Annotated in this window: 11 protein-coding genes and 1 tRNA gene; 6 read left to right on the forward strand and 6 right to left on the reverse strand. The window is 36.4% G+C overall.

Features of this window, described 5'->3' with window-relative positions:
* Window positions 1-54: 54 nt before the first annotated feature.
* Window positions 55-2889 carry a DNA polymerase I gene (gene polA, locus IEW45_RS03695; protein ID WP_188619885.1) on the reverse strand — a complete coding sequence of 945 codons (2835 nt, stop codon included), beginning with the start codon at window positions 2887-2889 and terminating at the stop codon, window positions 55-57.
* A gap of 147 nt (window positions 2890-3036) precedes the next feature.
* Between polA and IEW45_RS03700 the strand changes: the two genes are divergently transcribed.
* The gene (locus IEW45_RS03700; protein WP_188619886.1) at window positions 3037-4266 is read left to right on the forward strand and encodes a metallophosphoesterase; all 1230 of its coding nucleotides are present in this window, start codon (window positions 3037-3039) and stop codon (window positions 4264-4266) included.
* Window positions 4267-4341: 75 nt separating this feature from the next.
* On the forward strand, window positions 4342-4638 hold the full coding sequence (locus tag IEW45_RS03705; RefSeq protein ID WP_188619887.1) for a thioredoxin family protein: 297 nt from the start codon (window positions 4342-4344) through the stop codon (window positions 4636-4638).
* On the opposite strand, the gene IEW45_RS03710 is transcribed toward IEW45_RS03705, so the two are convergent.
* The 3 genes from IEW45_RS03710 to IEW45_RS03720 form a co-directional block, all read right to left on the reverse strand.
* Window positions 4635-5279: a polysaccharide deacetylase family protein gene (locus IEW45_RS03710; RefSeq protein WP_188619888.1), complete on the reverse strand. Its 645-nt coding sequence runs from the start codon at window positions 5277-5279 to the stop codon at window positions 4635-4637. The genes IEW45_RS03705 and IEW45_RS03710 overlap by 4 nt on opposite strands.
* Before the next feature lie 77 nt (window positions 5280-5356).
* A complete protein-coding gene (locus IEW45_RS03715) occupies window positions 5357-8641 on the reverse strand; it encodes a DUF2723 domain-containing protein (RefSeq protein ID WP_188619889.1) in 3285 nt (1094 codons plus the stop codon).
* 88 nt (window positions 8642-8729) lie between these two features.
* Entirely contained in the window at window positions 8730-12005 is a 3276-nt protein-coding gene (locus IEW45_RS03720; RefSeq protein ID WP_188619890.1) for a glycosyltransferase family 117 protein, read from the reverse strand.
* A 147-nt stretch (window positions 12006-12152) separates the two neighbouring features.
* Between IEW45_RS03720 and IEW45_RS03725 the strand changes: the two genes are divergently transcribed.
* Window positions 12153-12224 (forward strand) — tRNA-Gln (locus IEW45_RS03725).
* 156 nt (window positions 12225-12380) lie between these two features.
* On the opposite strand, the gene IEW45_RS03730 is transcribed toward IEW45_RS03725, so the two are convergent.
* The gene (locus IEW45_RS03730; RefSeq protein ID WP_188619891.1) at window positions 12381-13205 is read right to left on the reverse strand and encodes a universal stress protein; all 825 of its coding nucleotides are present in this window, start codon (window positions 13203-13205) and stop codon (window positions 12381-12383) included.
* Window positions 13206-13383: 178 nt separating this feature from the next.
* Between IEW45_RS03730 and rimP the strand changes: the two genes are divergently transcribed.
* The 3 genes from rimP (at window position 13384) to infB (ending at window position 18115) form a co-directional block, all read left to right on the forward strand.
* Window positions 13384-13851, forward strand: coding sequence for a ribosome assembly cofactor RimP (rimP, locus tag IEW45_RS03735; protein ID WP_188619892.1), 468 nt, complete (start codon window positions 13384-13386; stop codon window positions 13849-13851).
* A gap of 17 nt (window positions 13852-13868) precedes the next feature.
* Entirely contained in the window at window positions 13869-15107 is a 1239-nt protein-coding gene (nusA, locus tag IEW45_RS03740) for a transcription termination factor NusA (RefSeq protein WP_188619893.1), read from the forward strand.
* An 80-nt stretch (window positions 15108-15187) separates the two neighbouring features.
* The gene (gene infB, locus IEW45_RS03745) at window positions 15188-18115 is read left to right on the forward strand and encodes a translation initiation factor IF-2 (RefSeq protein WP_188619894.1); all 2928 of its coding nucleotides are present in this window, start codon (window positions 15188-15190) and stop codon (window positions 18113-18115) included.
* A 68-nt stretch (window positions 18116-18183) separates the two neighbouring features.
* Here the strand turns inward: infB and IEW45_RS03750 are convergent, their stop codons facing one another.
* Window positions 18184-18573 (reverse strand): SPOR domain-containing protein, encoded by a 390-nt coding sequence (locus tag IEW45_RS03750; RefSeq protein WP_188619895.1) that lies wholly within the window; start codon window positions 18571-18573, stop codon window positions 18184-18186.
* Window positions 18574-18748: the final 175 nt, after the last annotated feature.

The following is an 18748-nucleotide window of genomic DNA, read 5'->3' on the forward strand; positions in this document are numbered from 1 at the left end:
GTTTTATAACTATATAAGAAGCCAAGTAACTGAAAATGTTACAAATATTTCTGTTTAATGCGCTTCCAGCCAGTTTTCGCCTACACCCATTTCCACAACTAACGGTACATCCAGCTTAAAGGCATTTTCCATTTCTTCTTTTATCATAGGCTGTATGCGCTCTATTTCGCTGTTGTGTACATCAAAAATAAGTTCATCATGTACCTGTAGCAACATTTTACTTTTCCAGTTTTCGTCAGTGAGGCGTTTGTGAATATTAATCATCGCTATTTTAATAATATCCGCTGCGCTGCCCTGTATTGGTGCGTTAACTGCATTTCGCTCGGCAGCACCGCGCACTACAGCGTTTTGCGAGTTAATATCTTTTAAATAACGTCTTCTGCCCAGTACGGTTTGTACATAGCCCTGCTCTCTGGCAATATCAATTTGCTCCTGTATGTATTCTTTTAAGCGAGGGTAGGTTTTATAGTAGGCATCAATCAACTCTTTAGACTCCGCACGGCTAAGTGAGGTTTGGTTACTTAACCCAAATGCCGACACTCCGTAAATAATACCAAAGTTTACCGTTTTGGCATGGCTACGTTGTTCGCGGGTAACTTCTTCCTGCGGTACGTTAAATACTTTTGCTGCGGTAGCCGCATGAATATCCTCTCCTTTTTGGAATGATTTTACCATCTCAGGATCACCACTAAGGGCAGCTATAATACGTAATTCTATTTGTGAGTAATCGGCAGAAAGTAGCTTGTAATTTTCATCACGTGCTACAAATGCTTTGCGTACTTGCCTGCCACGCTCGGTACGTATAGGTATGTTTTGCAGGTTCGGGTTGTTAGAACTTAAACGCCCTGTAGCTGCTACGGTTTGCATATAGTCAGTATGTACCCTGCCGGTTTTTTCCTTTACCTGATTTGGTAACGCATCAACATAGGTATTTTGTAACTTTACAAGCTGTCGCCAATCTAAAATATCTTGTACTATAGGGTTGTCCTGTGCTAAGTATGATAATACTTCTTCGCCCGTAGCATATTGCCCTGTTTTTGTTTTTTTAGGTTTAGAACCACCAATTTTCAGCTTGTCAAACAATATGTCTCCTAATTGTTTAGGTGATGCTAAGTTAAATGACTCGCCTGCGGTTTCATATATTTTTCCTTCAAGCCCTTTTATATCACTGCTTAATGCTTCGGATAGTTCCTTTAAATAATCAATATCCAGTTTAATGCCTTCAAGTTCCATATCGGCTAATACAGCCACTAACGGAATTTCTATTTCATCAAATAGTTTTCGGGTTGCAGTTCCTTTAAGCTCAGGCTCAAAAATGTCTTTAAGTTGCAATGTAATATCAGCATCTTCAGCAGCATATTCTTTTACTGTGGCTAAATCAACATCGCGCATGCTTTTTTGCTTTTTCCCTTTTTTACCAATAAGATTTTCAATCGGCATAGGGGAGTAGCTCAAATACGTCTCCGAAAGTATATCCATATTATGGCGCATATCAGGATTGATAAGATAATGCGCTATCATGGTATCAAATAGTTTTCCTTTTATAACAACACCGTAAGTACCAAGTACTTTCATATCGTATTTAAGGTTTTGGGCTACCTTTTCGATATTCTCACTTTCAAAAAACGGAAGGAATTTATTTAGTAGCTCCTGCGCTTCTTCTCTGTTTTCAGGGAACGGTACGTAAAAACCTTTCCCTTTTTCCCAGGAGAATGATATACCTACTAACTCGGCAGTTAAAGGGTCTATGCCTGTGGTTTCAGTATCAAAACAAACTGTTTTTTGCTGTAATAAATCGCGTAATAATAGTTTTATAGCAAGCTCGCCTTCTATTAACTGATAAAAATGGCTAGTATCTCCCAGTGTTTTATAGAAGTTGCCTGTTGTGTCATTACTATCAGCAGTAGCATTTATATCTCCGCCAAATAATGATGTTTGCTGGCTGTCGCTATTTTTATTCTGTTTTGTAGTTTTTTGTGCAGGAGCAGGTTCAGGGCTGCCGCCTTCTGTAAATATTTTATGGAACTGCTCTGCCATACGGCGGAATTCCAGTTCCTGGAATATAGTCTCTACCTTTTCAGTATCAGGAGGGCTTAGCTCAAAATCTTCTTCATGGAATGTTACGTCGCAATCGGTTATAATAGTTGCCAGTTTTTTTGAAAGAATACCTAATTCAGCATTATCTTCAATCTTTTCTTTCATTTTTCCTTTCAGCTCATGGGTGCTGGCGAGTAAATTCTCCATAGAACCGTATGTTTTCAGGAACTTTTTTGCAGTCTTTTCACCTACACCCGGTAATCCCGGTATATTATCTACAGCGTCACCCATCATGCCTAAAAAGTCAATAACCTGTTCAGGGCGTTCTACTTCAAAACGTTCCTGTACTTCGGGTACGCCCCATATTTCTATACCATTACCCATACGTGCGGGGCGGTACATAAATATGTTTTCGCTTACAAGCTGTGCAAAATCTTTATCAGGAGTAACCATATAAGTTTTATAGCCTTGCTTTTCAGCTTGCTTTGCCAGTGTACCTATAAGGTCATCCGCTTCGCAACCGGCAAGCTCTATAACAGGAATATGCATAGCTTTTAAAATATCCTGTATATAAGGTATAGCTATCCTGATGGCTTCAGGCGTTTCATCCCTGTTGGCTTTATAGTCGGTAAACATTTCTGTTCGCACAGCGCTCCCTTCTTTATCAAAAGCTACTGCCAAATGGTCGGGCTTTTCACGTTTAATAACATCAAGCAGTGAGTTCATAAAACCCATTATGGCAGAAGTGTCCATGCCCTTAGAGTTTATTCGCGGGTTTTTAATAAAAGCATAGTATCCACGAAATATAAGTGCGTAGGCATCCAGAAGGAAAAGACGTTTTTGTTGTGACATGAAGTAAATATTTGTTTGTAAAAATAAACAAACCTACGCAGAATAAGAAGTGTGTCTGTTTTTGTTTTAAATTGCATGCTCATAAACAGGGTATGGCATATTTTGTGCGGTATCTGTTCGTTTTTTATTCTAATATAAAATAAACCGATGGTTAGGTGGATACTATTTTTTGTTTTTGTAGCCTTAGTTGAGGTGTATACTTTTCAGGCGATAAAAACAGTTACTAAATTACGTTGGCTTTTACTGGTATATCAGGTAATTTCTTTTTTAGCCTTAGCGTATATTGTATATTCTTTTACACAGTTTGACAGAAGTGTAGGGCAAAACAAACAAACTCTTTTTACGTTCGGTTTACTACTTATTATTTATATACCTAAACTTATTATTACAGTTTTTTTACTTGGCGAAGATATATTCCGAGTTTTAATAGGAATAGTTGGTAAAGCATATGGCAGAAGTGATGAGAACTTTTTTATTGCCAGAAGAAAATTTGTAAGCCAGATAGCAATGGGAGTGGCAGCAATACCTTTCCTTTCTTTACTGTATGGTATGACAAAAGGGAAGTATAACTTTCAAGTACGAAAGAAGACTGTTTATTACCCTGACTTACCAGAGAGTTTTGACGGTATGACAATTACTCAAATTTCCGATATACACAGTGGTAGTTTTGATGATGCTGAGGCTATAGAACATGCTATTGATATGATTAATGCACAGCAATCGGATATTATATTGTTTACAGGGGATATTGTAAACACACATGCCGATGAAATGAAGCCTTGGATTGATACTTTTAACCGAATAGAGTCGCCGAAGTTTGGTAAGTATTCCGTTTTGGGTAATCACGATTATGGTGAGTATGTTTCATGGCCAACCAAGCAAGCTAAACAAGAAAACTTTGAAGCTATAAAAGACTTACACAGGCAAATAGATTTTAAATTACTCCTTAATGAGAATGTGAAGATTAAGAACGGTACTGATGAAATTGCCTTAATAGGAGTAGAGAACTGGGGGCATAATTTTAAGCAGGCAGGCGATTTAACTAAAGCTTCAGCAGGAGTAAGGCAGGAAGATTTTAAAATACTAATGAGCCACGACCCGTCGCACTGGGAAATGGAAGTAAAGAACCACCCGAATAATTACCACTTAACCCTTAGTGGTCATACACACGGTTTTCAGTTTGGTATAGAAATACCACAGGTTATTAAGTGGAGTCCTGTACAATATGTATATAAACAATGGGCGGGATTGTATAAAAATGCAGGGCGCTATATATATGTAAACAGGGGCTTTGGCTTCCATGCTTACCCCGGCAGGGTAGGAATATGGCCTGAAATTACAGTATTGGAGCTAAAAAGAGGTGAAAATCTAGGTTAGGTTAGTAAAATTGTTATATTTGTGTAGTTTTTATCGAGTTACAAATAGATTTCTGGTCGATTTAAATCTTATTTTATGTCAAAATTTGGAGAACTTATAAACTCCCAGGTACCGGTACTGATTGATTTTTATACAGAATGGAATGAGCCATCAGTGTCTATGCACCCAGTAATGCGCGATGTAGCAGCAGCACTTGGTGACAGGGCAAAAGTTATAAAAATTGATGTGGATAAAAACCAGGAACTGGCCGATGCCCTTAGAATTAAAGGGTTGCCAACGCTAATGATTTATAAAGGCGGGCAAATGGTATGGAGGCAATCCGGTGAGCTTGATGCCAACACTATTATAGGTTTGGTACAGGAGCAGGTTTAACGTACTGTTGCAAACGTAAATCCATTTTCTTTCAGGTATTTTATTGAACTTGGCAAAGCATGTTTCAGGTTAGGGTATGCTTTTACGCTATCATGAAATATTATTATACTGCCATTACGTGTGTTTTTTGTAACATTACTAAGGCACTTTTCAGGTGTAATGGTTTTATCAAAGTCTGCACTCAATACATCCCACATTATTATTTTATACCCTTTTTTAAGTACTTCTTTCGCTTGAGATGATTTCATTTTCCCGTAAGGCGGGCGAAATAGCTTGTTGTCTTTAAAGGAACTGTAATACTGTGTTATTATACGTTCAGTTTTATCTACATTCTCAAAATACTTTTGGTTATCAGTATTCCACCCGTTAAGGTGGTTAAAGGTATGATTGGCTATAGTGTGCCCCTCCTCAATTACCTTTTTAAATATATCAGGATGTTTTTCAATGTTGTTACCTATACAAAAAAAAGTAGCTTTTATATCGTGTTCTTTTAATACTGATAATACCCATTCTGTAACTTCAGGAGTGGGGCCGTCATCAAATGTAAGGTATACGGTATTGGGAATATTGCCCATATCCCACACAAAGCGAGAGAAGATTTTCTTTATAAACCACCGTGTTTTTACCCAATACATTTTCATAACCTGAACCTTTTATAAAGTAAAAAAGTGATATTACTTAGTAATACCACTTTTCAAAGTTACTTATTTTAAAAAAGCTATTCTTCGTTTTTTCTGCCGAAGCGTTTAAACATTTCGTTATGTTTATTAAAGGCTGCCTTCTCTTTGTTATAAAATTCCATGTCGCCTTCTTCTTTCATAATCAGTAGTAAGCTACGATAACGCTCAATGTCTTTCATTATGTCGTAATGATAGCTGTTCTGATCTGATATTTTTTGGCTGGCAAAGAAAACAAGGTCTTCCTGATATTTCTTAATTATTGTACTAAGCAGTGCTCTTGCTTTTTCTTTATTACCTGTTTGATAATACCCCGAAGCAAAAGGCTCCAGTAAGGTATAATAACCAAAATATTCTACAGGCATTTTTTCCATAGCAAGATCTATAACTTTTATAGCTTTGTCCGTTTTACCTTCTTCAATTAATCTTTCCATTAATCTGGCAAGGTTAGTACGGTAAGTAATACTGTTTTTACGAGTTTCAGGGTCATGGTAAATATCAGTGCTTTCGCTGTTGCCCCAATCCCAACTCATAACTATATTGTACATTTTTTCAGTATCAATGTGTCCCATATCAAGCGGGCTGCCATCTTCAGGTATTGGTGTGCGGAATGGTACTAATTTATAAACCACACCGTCCAGCTGAAGATAGTCTTTCATCCATAGGTAATCATCATCACCAAAACTACCACCGGTAAAGTATATAGGACGTTCCCAGTTGTTATTGGCTAATATATCCAGCATTATCATACGGTTTTTGTACAATGCATCACCTTTAATATTTATATCTATATAAGGTACTATTGAATCGTATTGCGCAGGGGCTACAATTTTATTTTCAATAACAACTTTCCTGTCAACATCAAGTCTGATTTTATTAGTACTGTAGTAGTTTACTTTGTGCCCGTTGTTAAGTTCTTTTTTAACTCTAGGGTCATCAGAACCTAAGAACTGAAGGAATGTTTTTATATCCCAACGGTCATCTCTTTCCGGTATGTGCAGCATATAATCCCTTGTTCCCTGTACATATTGTTTATGCTCAAAAGAAATTGGCATTGGTGCACTTTCGTATGCCTGACGTTTCATTTGGTCAATATACCAGTCTGTCATAAGTAAACTTGTATTTACAATACGAACATCAGTCCTGAAACCTTCTATTTCCTGAGCATACCAAAGTGGGAAGGTATCATTATCTCCAATAGTAAACAGTATAGCATTTTCATCACATGATGATAGATAGGCTTTAGCCATTGCCAGTGCAGTATAACGGTCTGCACGGTCATGGTCATCCCAGTTTTGAGAAGCCATTAATACCGGAGCACCTAATAATGTTACTGCGATTACTACAGGACCTGCAATTTTTGGAGTAATATATTTAACTATAGCTTCGTAAATGGCATATACCCCGAAACCAATCCACATGCTGAATACAAAGAATGAACCAACAAGAGCATAATCTCTTTCACGAGGCTCAAAAGGTCTTTCGTTAAGGTAAATTTTTAAAGCTAAACCTGTAAATAGGAATAGGACTAATAGTACGTAAAAACTTTTAACGTCTTTAAAAGCATGGTAAATAAGACCAATAAAACCTAATAGTAAAGGAATCATGTAATATACATTTCTTCCTTTATTGTTTTTTTGGTCAGAACTTAATTTATCCTGATTACCTATGTGAGTGTTATCTATAAGGCCAATTCCACTTATCCAGTTACCATCTAAATTATCATAACGTCCTTGTATATCATTTTGTCTTCCGGCAAAGTTCCACATAAAATAACGCCAGTACATGTAACCAAACTGATACTCAAACATGTATTTCATGTTTTGTGTAAATGATGGTTTTTCTATAATAAGATACTGCCCATAGCTTTTAAGGAATTGGTCATACCCTTCAAGGTCAATATCGCCATTAGCATAAGCGGTTTTAAATTGCTGAATGGTTTTTTCAAGTTCCCCTCTTATCTGGTTGATGTACGAGTAATACTCATCCTCGGTCATTTGTTCAGGGTTAATACCATACTGCATTAACTCCCTGTCATAATCAATATTCGGGTCTAACCTAAAATCTAAAGGTTCGGTAAAACGCATATAGTTTACTGCATGGTCTGTACTCCACATTCTTGGCATAAAGCCTTTGTGGTTATCATCAGTATTTTGTTTTGCGTTTTTGTAATTGTTTACAATTACATACTTACCTTTTTTGTAATCTCTTTGGTAGTTTGGTTTTTCATCTTGGTAAGGGTTGTTCTTATCAAGTCCTGCGTATATATCCGAGAACATAGGGCCGTAGAATAACTGCTGTTCTCCGTACTGCTCCCTGTTATAGTAAGCCAGTACCTCGGCAGCATCCGAAGGTCTGTTTTCGTTAATTACCACGTTGGCATTTGCACGAATAGGTAGCATCATCCATGTAGAGAAACCTATCAGTATAAATAAAGTACAAAGTAATATAGTGTTGTATAATGGTAGTTGCTTTTTGCGTGTGTAACGAAGCCCAAAATAGAAGAAAGCTACAATTAGCAACGCCATAAATATAGTGCCTGAGTTAAAAGGCATCCCTAAGCTGTTTACCATGAAAATTTCAGTTTTACCGAACAATGCCATGGTGTACGGTAACAGGAATTTAAATATAAATAGCAGGATAGCTACAATAACTACATTAGCTATTATAAAGTTTTTAACGGTTACTTTCTCATAATTTTTAAAGAAGTAAAGGAAACCAATAGCAGGTATGGCAAGTAATGCCATAAAGTGTACCCCGAATGAAAGCCCTACTATTAATGATATAATTAATAACCACTTGTTGCCTCTTGGTGTGTGCATATCCTGCTCCCAGCGAAGTCCCAGCCATAATAAAAGCGCAATAAATAAAGATGCCATTGCATATACTTCGGCTTCTGTAGCGTTAAACCAAAAACTGTCTGAGAATGTAAAGGCAAGCGCACCAACAAAAGCACTCCCCAATACTACAACAGCACTACTGTTAGTAAACTCGCCAAAGCGTGATAATATGTTTTTTAATAATATGGTTACTGACCAAAACAGAAACAATATAGTAAAGGCACTGGAAACTACTGAAACCATATTAACCATAAAGGCGACCTGACTGTTGCTTGTGGCAAACATAGCAAAGAAAGCCCCCATCATTTGGAATAAAGGTGCTCCCGGTGGGTGTCCTACTTCCAGTTTTGCTGCTGTTGCTATATACTCCCCACAGTCCCAAAAACTAAGGGTAGGTTCAACAGTCATAGTATAAACAATGAGTGCTATGGCGAAAACAGTCCAGCCAAGCAGGGTATTCCATTTCTTAAAGTTGAAAGTAGTCATGTAAATGTATTGTACCTTATTTATATGCAAAGAAACTATTTTTTTGCATATAGTTAAGTTATAGCCTTGATTTTTTACTTAGTTACACTTATTGGTTTTCGCGCCCAAACCTGCTGAGTTTTTGATTATGACGATTGAATATTTCTCTTTGCTTGTTATAAAGTTCAGTATCGTTGTTTTCCTGTATTACGAAGAGTAAGCTTCTGTAACTTTCTATATCTTTAATTATGGTGTACTGTAAACCATTTTGTACAGATGCTTTTAAAGAAACATAATACGTTAAACTTTCTTGGTATTTACCCGCCAGTTTTAGTGCAAGGGTTCTTGCTTTTTCTTTTTCTCCGGCTTTATAATAGCCGTTTACAAAAGGTTCTTCGATAAAATATGTTCTGTATGCTTCAACTGGTAAGTTCTCTAAAGCTAAATCCATAATACGGACTGCTTTCTCCATTTCTCCTTTTTCAATTAGGGAATCAGAAAGGCGCGCCAGATTTCTTTTAAAGTACACCCCTGTTCGTCGGGTTTGCGGGTCGTGGTAAATATCGTTGTCTTTGCTGTTACCCCAATCCCATTTCATTACGGTATCATACATTTTTTCGGAATATACCATGCCTAAATCAAAAGGTGCATCTTCATCAGGGGTAGTTTTAACGGGTACAAGCCTGTATGTCATTCCTTCCAGTTGCAAGTAATCTTCCAGCCAAACAAAATAATCATCTTCCGGGCTGCCTCCTGTAAAATATATTGGTCGCTCCCAGTTGTTGTTTGCCAGTATATCCAGCATAATAAGGTTATGCTTGTATAGTACATCCGGTAAGTCAATATCTATATAAGGAACAATTTTGTCATAATATTGTGGAGGTACAATCTTATTTTTAATCACTTTTTCCTTGTCTACAGGAATACGTATTTTATTAGTAGGGTAGTAGTGTACCCTGTGCCCATTGTTTAATTCTACAGTAGCACGGTCATCATCTAAAGAAAGAAAGGCTATAAAATCTTTAATATCCATTCTATCCTCTGTTTTTGGGTTGTACAGCATGTAATCACGCGTACCGGCTCTGTATTGGTCGTGCATTAAAGAAATAGGTAGTGGGGTAGAGTCATACGCCTGTCGCTTCATTTGGTCGATATACCAATCAGCAGGCAGGTAAGTAGTACAGGCTACCCGAACATCAGTTCTGTATTCTTCTATCTCCTGAGTGTACCATAATGGGAAAGTATCATTATCTCCTACGGTAAATAATATGGAGTTAGGCTCACAAGAATCAAGATATGCTTTAGCTGTTGCCAATGCAGTATAACGCCCTGAACGATCGTGGTCGTTCCAGTTTTCTTTTGCTATTACTACCGGGGCAGAAAGTAAAGTTACTACCAGTACAGCAGGAATTACTATTTTAGGTTGAATATATTTTTTTAAAAATTCGTATATAGCGTATACCCCGAAACCAATCCACAGTGCAAATACATAGAAAGAACCTACCATTACATAATCTCTTTCGCGAACTTCGAAAGGGCTTTCGTTCAGGAATATTTTTATAGCGATGCTGGTAAAGAGAAATAGCGTTAGTAATACATAAAAACTTTTCCAGTCTTTTTTAGCATGATACGCTAAACCAATTAGCCCCAATAGTAAAGGAAGGAGGTAATAGGTGTTTCGCCCTTTATTGGTAAGCATATCACTAGATAGTTTCTCCTGATTGCCTAAACGCATTTCATCTAAAGGTTTAATGCCGCTTATCCAGTTTCCGTTCAGCATATCGTCTTTACCTTGTATGTCGTTTTGTTTACCTGCAAAATTCCACATAAAGTAACGCCAGTACATATAACCAAACTGGTAACTGAACATAAATTTTAGATTTTGCGTCAGCGTTAGCTTATCTACAATTAAGTATTGACTATAGCTTTTTAAAAAGCCGTTGTACTCCTCATTACCAACTTCACCTTTGTTGTATGCCGATTTAAAATCAGTAATTATGTTTTGTAATTGGTTTTTCAGTTGGTTTGCAGCAATAGCAGTGTCTTCAGGACTCAATTGCGAAACATTTACGCCATAATATGGTAGCTCTTTTTCAAAGTTGTAGTTAGGGTTAATTTTAAATTCGGGCGCGCCGGCATACGCCATATAGTTGGCTGCATGTTTATCTTTTGTCATCCTTGGTAAAAAGCCGTTGTGCTTTTCATCAAAATTTTGCTTCTCGTTTTTATAATTATTGATGATTACATATTTACCTGTTTTATAATCACGTTCATAATTGGGTTTACCATCTATATATGGAGTGTCCTCATCCAGTCCTGCATAAGCCTGTGTATACATAGGTCCGTAAAATACTTTTTGTTCAGGATATTGCTCTCTGTTATAATACGCTAAAAGGTCGGCTGCATCAGTAGGCGGGTTCTCGTTTATAGTAACGTTAGCATTTGCTCTTATAGGCAGCATCATCCATGATGAGAATCCCATAAAAATAAATAGCAGGCATAAGATAGCGGTGTTGTATAAGGGGAACTGTTTTTTTCGGGTGTAGCGTATTCCTAACCAAAATAGTGCGGTAACTGCTATAAACATAAATACAGTACCGGAATTAAAAGGCAGGTTCAAGCTATTTACGGCGAATATTTCTGTTTTTGCAAACAATACCATAGTGTATGGTAACAGAAACATGAATATAAATAGTAATACAGCTACAATACTAATATTCGCAATAATAAAGTTTTTAAGGGTAACTGTTTTGTAGTTTTTAAAGTAGTATATAAGCCCTATTGAAGGGATAGTTAACAATGCTAAAAAATGCACCCCAAAAGATAGTCCCACTAATAATGAGATTAGTAAAAGCCATTTATTGCCTCGTGGTTTATGCATATCTTCTCCCCAGCGTAGCCCTGCCCATAACAGCATAGCTATAAATAGAGAAGCCATGGCATAAACCTCTGCTTCGGTGGCGTTAAACCAAAAACTATCTGTAAATATAAAAGTTAGTGAACCTATTGCAGCACTACCCAGTACCATGATAGTGTTTTGTTTGTTGAGTTCGGAGAATCGGGATATTATGTTTTTTAATAAAAGTGTTAACGACCAAAACATAAAAAGTATGGTAAAAGCTGCTGAAACTACCGATACCATATTGACCATAAAAGCAATATTCTCCTTACCGGAAGCGAACATGGCAAAAAATGCACCTGTTAACTGGTATAAAGGTGCTCCCGGCGGATGCCCAACTTGTAGTTTTGCCGAAGTGGAAATATACTCTCCGCTATCCCAAAAGCTAACGGTAGGTTCTACAGTTATTGTGTAAACAATTAAGGCGATAAAAAAAATTATCCAGCCAAGTAATATGTTCCATTTTTTAAAGTCAAGTTGATACATACGTTGTCTTTTAGGTAGTTAAGTGGTATTGTAAAAATAAGTGTTATTTCTTACAGAACGGTAAAAAACATTTTTTCATATTTTTTTGTTTTAAAAATTTGCACAAAAGAAATTATGTGTTACATTTGCACCCGCAAACAAGAAGTTTGGCCTATGGTGTAATCGGTAACACAGCTGATTTTGGTTCAGTCGTTCTAGGTTCGAGTCCTAGTAGGCCAACAAAAAAAGCCTCTCAATTTTGAGAGGCTTTTTTATTTGAAATAATTAGAATTTATATAATTCTGTATTAACCGGATGAGTTTGTAATTGTATAGCAATAAAAAACTCCTGATAAGCTATCAGGAGTTTTGCTTTTTAGAGTATATTTTTAAAAAATTATATTTTAAAAGTAACAACCGGTCTTACAGAGTGGTTTACTAAATCCTCACTTATGCTTCCGTTAAAGAAGTGAGCAAGACCTTGTCTTCCGTGTGTACACATCCCTATAATGTCTGCATCAATGCTATTGGCAAAGTGTAAAATACCTTTTTCAACATTTACATCATTGTAAATATGTGTCTTCATATTATTAATGTTGAAACCTAAAGCAAACTCATGCATTAACTTTTCAGCAGCATGGGTTGATTTAAAATCATTAGGAGTGTTAATGTAAACTAAGTTTAATTCCATGTCAAAGCTGTTTACAAAGTCTACAACTTTTTCAAAAGGTTTCTTTATTTCGTTGGAGAAGTCAGATGCAAAAACAAATTTTTGTGGCGCAAACTCTCCTTCTTCTTTTTTAATTACTAATACAGGTATGTCAGATGTTCTTACAACTTTTTCTGTGTTAGAACCTATAAACATTTCTTTAAAACCACTGGCGCCATGAGAACCCATAACAACTAGGTCTATGTCATGTTGCTTACTGTGCTTAATAATACCGCTAAAAGCTTTTTCAAACTGTACAGCTTCTGTTACAGGTATACCGTCTAAGTAAGGAGCGTTTTTTATTTCCTCAAAACGTTCGTGCGATTTTTGCATAAAGAACATTATTTCAGGAACATCACTACCTTTTTCTATTGCATCACTTTCCTGAGAAGGGAGTTCAAGCATGTTAAGTAGGTATATCTCTCCGTTGTTTTTACGTGCTATTTGTGCAGCAACTTTTAAAGCATATTCAGCGTGGTCAGAAAAATCTGTCGGAACTAGAATTTTTTTCATAGTGTCGTGTTAGATGATATTAACAAGTTTATGTTTAATTTAACATTATAAAAGTAGGAATTAATTTTACATTATCCAATGATTTTCAATATATAAAAAATATTCCTTATATTTGCGCGGTTATTTAATGGGAAAATAAATAATGAGGGGGCTTTAGTCCCCTCTTTTTATACTGAATATGACATTTAAACAAAAAGTAGAGAATTTACTTGAAGAGGCGCTTAATGAGCGTCCTGAGCTATTTCTAATCAATCTTGATATTTCAGAATCGAATAAGATACTGGTTACAATTGATGGGGATAACGGAGTGAATTTACAGGATTGTATTGATGTAAGCCGTGCTATAGAGCATAACTTAGACAGGGAAGAGGAAGATTTTTCTCTCGAGGTTGCTTCGGCAGGCGCCACAAGCCCGCTTACTAAAGTAAGGCAGTATAAGAAAAACGAAGGCAGAAAGCTAAAAGTTACTACGAATGAAGGGGAAGTTACCGAAGGAGAGTTAACTGAAGCTAATGAAGATGTTATAGTGTTGGAGTGGAAAGCCCGCGAACCAAAAAAAGTAGGAAAAGGTAAAGAAACTGTACAAAAAAGGGCTGAAATAGCTTATGCCGATATAAAGGAAGCAGTTGTTGTAATAAAATTTTAAATTAAAGATACGTTGGTATGGAAAATATCGCATTAATAGAATCATTTTCGGAGTTTAAGGATGACAAGCTGATAGATCGTGTTACGCTGATGGCGATACTGGAGGATGTGTTTAGAAATGCTTTGAAGAAAAAGTATGGTTCTGATGATAATTTTGATATCATTATAAACCCTGATAAAGGGGATATGGAGATATGGAGAAACAGGGTTGTTGTAAATGACGGTGAGGTAGAAGATTCTAACCAGGAAATATCTTTAACAGAAGCACGTAAAATAGAGCCTGACTTTGAAGTAGGAGAAGATGTTTCGGAAGAGGTTAAACTTATACAATTGGGTAGAAGAGCTATATTAGCACTACGTCAAAACCTTATCTCTAAAATACATGAGCATGATAACACCAACCTTTATAAACAATTTAAAGATATAATTGGTGATATTTATACTGCTGAAGTGCACCATGTTCGCCCAAAAGCTGTAATTTTGGTGGATGATGAAGGAAATGAAATTATTTTACCTAAAGACAAGCAAATTCCTTCTGATTTTTTCAGGAAAGGAGATAATGTTCGTGGGATTATAGAAAGTGTTGAGCTTAAAGGTAATAAGCCGCAAATTATAATGTCGAGAACATCTGAGAAATTCCTTGAAAAACTGTTTGAACAAGAAATTCCTGAAGTGTTTGACGGTCTTATAACCGTTAGAAAAGTAGTAAGAATGCCTGGCGATAAAGCAAAAGTTGCTGTAGATTCTTATGATGACAGAATTGACCCTGTAGGGGCTTGTGTAGGTATGAAAGGTTCTCGTATTCACGGTATTGTTCGTGAGTTGGGTAACGAAAATATAGACGTTATTAACTATACAACAAATACTCAACTGTACATATCAAGAGCGCTTAGTCCTGCAAAAATATCATCAATAAAAATTGATGAAGAAAATAAAAAAGCAGAAGTGTTCCTTAAGCTTGAAGAGGTTTCTAAAGCTATAGGTCGCGGAGGTCACAATATTAAACTTGCAGGCTATTTAACAGGTTATGACCTTGATGTAATACGTGAAGGTAATCCGGAAGAAGAGGATGTAGAACTAAAAGAATTCTCTGACGAAATAGAAAGCTGGGTTATTGAAGAGTTTGCAAAAATAGGTTTAGATACCGCAAGAAGCGTACTTAAAGAAGAAGTAGAAGATCTTGTAAGAAGAACTGACCTTGAAGAGGAAACTATTCTTGAAGTGAGAAGAATACTTAAAGAAGAGTTTGAAGACTAATTTAGCGTAAAGTAAAAAAGAGTAAGTTTAACAACATAAACAACATCGCAACTAAGAGAAGATAATATTAAAAAGATTATATGTCTGGAGAAAGAGCAATAAGAATAAATAAAGTTTTAAGGGAATTAAATATTTCGCTGGACAGGGCTGTGGACTACCTGAAAGATAAAGGGTATACTATAGATGCTAGCCCTAATGCCAAGATATCCGGTGAAGAGCGCGATGTCCTTTATAATCAGTTTTCTGCTGATAAAGGGAAGAAAGAGGCTTCTCTCGAGGTAGGGGAAGAAAAAAGAAAGGAAAAAGAGGCGCTGCGTATAGCGAGAGAGCGTGAGTTGGAGGAGAAAAGAAAGCAAGAGGAGGAAAAGGAGAAATTGAGGCAACAACAGGAAGTTATTAAGGCTAAGGCGTCTTTATCGGGTCCTGTAGCTGTAGGTAAAATAGACCTTAAGAAAGATAATAAAGCTCAAGAATCATCTTCAGACACTGCTAATAAAAAAGAAGAGGCTAAAAAGCAACCTGCTCCAGAGGTTAAAAAGCCTGAAGCGGAACAAAAGCCTAAGCAAGAGGAGAAAAAAGAGCAACCGAGTAAGGTTGTACAAGAAGCTCCAAAAGCTAAAAAGGAAGAACAGGTGGAAAACAATACCTCTGATAAGTCTGATAAAAAAGATAATCAAAAACCTGTGGCGCAAAAGCAGCCTCAAAAACAACAGCAGCAGTCTAATAAGCCTCAGCCTAATAAGCAGGAAACTCCAAAAGCAAAAACGGAGGATACTGATGTTAAAAAGGAAGGAGAGCAGACTGTTGATGACAGAATAAAGACACAGTATAAAAAACTGTCAGGAACCACCTTCACAGGTCAGACTATTGACCTTTCTAAATTTGAAAAGCCTAAGAAGAAAAAAGAGGATAACAAGAAGGAAGGTGCAAATAATAAAGGTAACAACCAACAAGGTAATAATAAGAATAAGAGAAAAAGAATTACTAAGCCTCAAGGACAAGGAGGCGGAGGTAATAACCGAGGGGGTAATAATAACGACAACAGACGCGGCAGAAATCAAAACCAAAACAGGAGACCTCAAGTTACTCCTAAGGTAGAGCCTACCGAAGAAGAAGTTAAAAACCAAATTCGTGAAACTCTGGAAAAACTTCAGGGTAAAGGGAGTAAATCCAAAGCTGCAAAATACCGTAGAGATAAAAGGGATAGTCACCGTCAGAAATCTGATGATGAACAGCGTATGCTTAGCGAAGAAAGCAAAGTGCTTAAAGTAACAGAATTTGTTACTGTAGGTGAGGTTGCTACCATGATGGATGTGCCTATTACTAAAGTTATCTCTGTGTGTATGTCTCTTGGTATTATGGTAACCATGAACCAAAGACTGGATGCGGAAACGCTTACAATAGTTGCAGATGAATTTGGATATGAAGTAGAGTTTATAACTACCGATATAGAAGAATCTATTGAAGAAGTTGTAGACAGAGAAGAAGATTTAGAACCAAGAGCTCCTATAGTAACAGTAATGGGTCACGTTGACCACGGTAAAACATCGTTACTGGATTACATAAGGGAAGAGAATGTTATTGCAGGTGAATCAGGAGGTATAACACAGCACATTGGTGCATATGGTGTAACACTTGAAAGCGGACAGAAAATAACGTTTTTAGATACTCCGGGTCACGAAGCCTTTACGGCGATGCGTGCTCGTGGTGCTCAGGTTACCGATATAGCTATTATTGTAATTGCTGCGGATGATGATATAATGCCACAAACAAAAGAAGCTATCAACCACGCACAAGCAGCAGGAGTTCCTATTGTATTTGCAATTAACAAGATTGATAAGCCAACAGCTAATCCTGATAAAATTAAGGAGAAGCTGGCTGCAATGAATCTGCTTATTGAAGATTGGGGAGGTAAAATTCAGTCGCATGATATTTCTGCAAAAACAGGTATAGGAGTTAATGAACTTTTAGAAAAAGTATTGCTTGAGGCTGAAATATTAGACTTAAAAGCAAACCCTAATAAACCGGCTGTTGGTACAACGGTAGAAGCGTACCTTGATAAAGGTCGTGGTTATGTGTCTACTGTGTTAGTACAAGGTGGTACTTTAAGAGTAGGTGACTATGTTCTTTCAGGTAAACATCATGGTAAGGTAAAAGCAATGCATGATGAGCGTGGTAAGAACATTAAAATGGCAGGTCCGTCAACACCTATATCAATACTAGGTTTAGATGGTGCACCAACCGCAGGTGATAAGTTTAACGTGTTTGAAGATGAGAAAGAAGCGAAGCAAATTGCTGCTAAACGTACGCAGCTTCTTCGTGAACAGTCTGTAAGAACACAAAGACATATTACACTTGATGAGATTGGACGAAGAATTGCTTTAGGTGACTTTAAAGAACTTAATATAATTCTTAAAGGTGACGTGGATGGTTCAGTTGAAGCATTGTCAGATTCATTCTCTAAACTATCAACAGAAGAAATACAAATCAATATTATACATAAAGCAGTAGGTGCAATTACAGAGTCCGATGTACTTCTGGCTTCAGCATCTGATGCAATTATAATAGGATTTAATGTACGTCCTTCAGCATCTGCAAGACAGTTAGCAGATAAAGAAGAAATTGATATCAGAACGTACTCAATTATTTACGCTGCGATTGATGATCTTAAAGATGCGATGGAAGGTATGTTATCTCCTGAACTTAAAGAAGAGGTTACCGGTACTGCGGAGATTCGTGAAACGTTTAAAATATCTAAAGTTGGTACTATTGCAGGTTGTATGGTTACCGATGGTAAGATATATCGTAACTCGAGAATTAGACTAATACGTGAAGGTGTTGTAATCTATACGGGAGAACTTTCTACTCTGAAGCGTTTTAAAGATGATGTGAAAGAAGTTTCTAAAGGTTATGACTGTGGTATGCAGATTAAAAACTATAACGACATTCAGATAAATGATGTTATAGAAGCATTCCAGGAAGTTGAAGTTAAGAAGAAATTGAAGTAATAACTTTAATTCATATAAATAAAAAAGCCCGCTAAACAGCGGGCTTTTTTATTATATAAAGTTCAATTTTATTTGTTAGGCTTTATAAGTAGCGCATAAGGATATTTATCTCTTATTTTAGCCAGCATATTTTCAGCATCTATTCTGTTGTTAAAACTACCGGTCCATACTTTATAGCTTGTGCTTTCAAAAACAATAGTTCCGTCCATATCAGGGAACTCTTTTTTAAACTCAGCTAATGTTTTACGTGCTTTAACATTATCGCCGTAATATATCTGTACTTTATAACGGTCATTAACAATGATTGAAGAGTTGATTTTTCTTTTTTCATTTAACAATTCGGTAAACTTCTCATCTTGTTCTATGCTAACGGTTGAATTTTGTGCTGTTATTTTACCTCCTAATGCGGTTAGGAAAAAAGCTACAAATAAAATGTTTCGATTTCTTAAAATTCTCATAATGAATAATCTTTAATGCAAAAGTACAACATATTAATTTATCTGTGTTCTGTTAATTTATTTAGAATTGTTATAAATTGATTGTTAACATTTATTTCAGGTTTGAGAATGATTCATAAGTCGTATTTTTGTGGGAGTTTTAAAAAAAGTATAACATTTGTCATGTTTTACATTA

Origin of the sequence: Flavobacterium suaedae, from assembly GCF_014642915.1 — a bacterium.
Classification (GTDB): Bacteria; Bacteroidota; Bacteroidia; order Flavobacteriales; family Flavobacteriaceae; genus Flavobacterium; species Flavobacterium suaedae.

Bases quoted from the DNA above. Each gene is read 5' to 3' on its own strand.
- polA (WP_188619885.1), bottom strand. From the start codon at position 2,889: ATGTCACAACAAAAACGTCTTTTCCTTCTGGATGCCTACGCACTTATA.
- IEW45_RS03700 (WP_188619886.1), top strand. From the start codon at position 3,037: ATGGTTAGGTGGATACTATTTTTTGTTTTTGTAGCCTTAGTTGAGGTG.
- IEW45_RS03705 (WP_188619887.1), top strand. From the start codon at position 4,342: ATGTCAAAATTTGGAGAACTTATAAACTCCCAGGTACCGGTACTGATT.
- IEW45_RS03710 (WP_188619888.1), bottom strand. From the start codon at position 5,279: ATGAAAATGTATTGGGTAAAAACACGGTGGTTTATAAAGAAAATCTTC.
- IEW45_RS03715 (WP_188619889.1), bottom strand. From the start codon at position 8,641: ATGACTACTTTCAACTTTAAGAAATGGAATACCCTGCTTGGCTGGACT.
- IEW45_RS03720 (WP_188619890.1), bottom strand. From the start codon at position 12,005: ATGTATCAACTTGACTTTAAAAAATGGAACATATTACTTGGCTGGATA.
- IEW45_RS03730 (WP_188619891.1), bottom strand. From the start codon at position 13,205: ATGAAAAAAATTCTAGTTCCGACAGATTTTTCTGACCACGCTGAATAT.
- rimP (WP_188619892.1), top strand. From the start codon at position 13,384: ATGACATTTAAACAAAAAGTAGAGAATTTACTTGAAGAGGCGCTTAAT.
- nusA (WP_188619893.1), top strand. From the start codon at position 13,869: ATGGAAAATATCGCATTAATAGAATCATTTTCGGAGTTTAAGGATGAC.
- infB (WP_188619894.1), top strand. From the start codon at position 15,188: ATGTCTGGAGAAAGAGCAATAAGAATAAATAAAGTTTTAAGGGAATTA.
- IEW45_RS03750 (WP_188619895.1), bottom strand. From the start codon at position 18,573: ATGAGAATTTTAAGAAATCGAAACATTTTATTTGTAGCTTTTTTCCTA.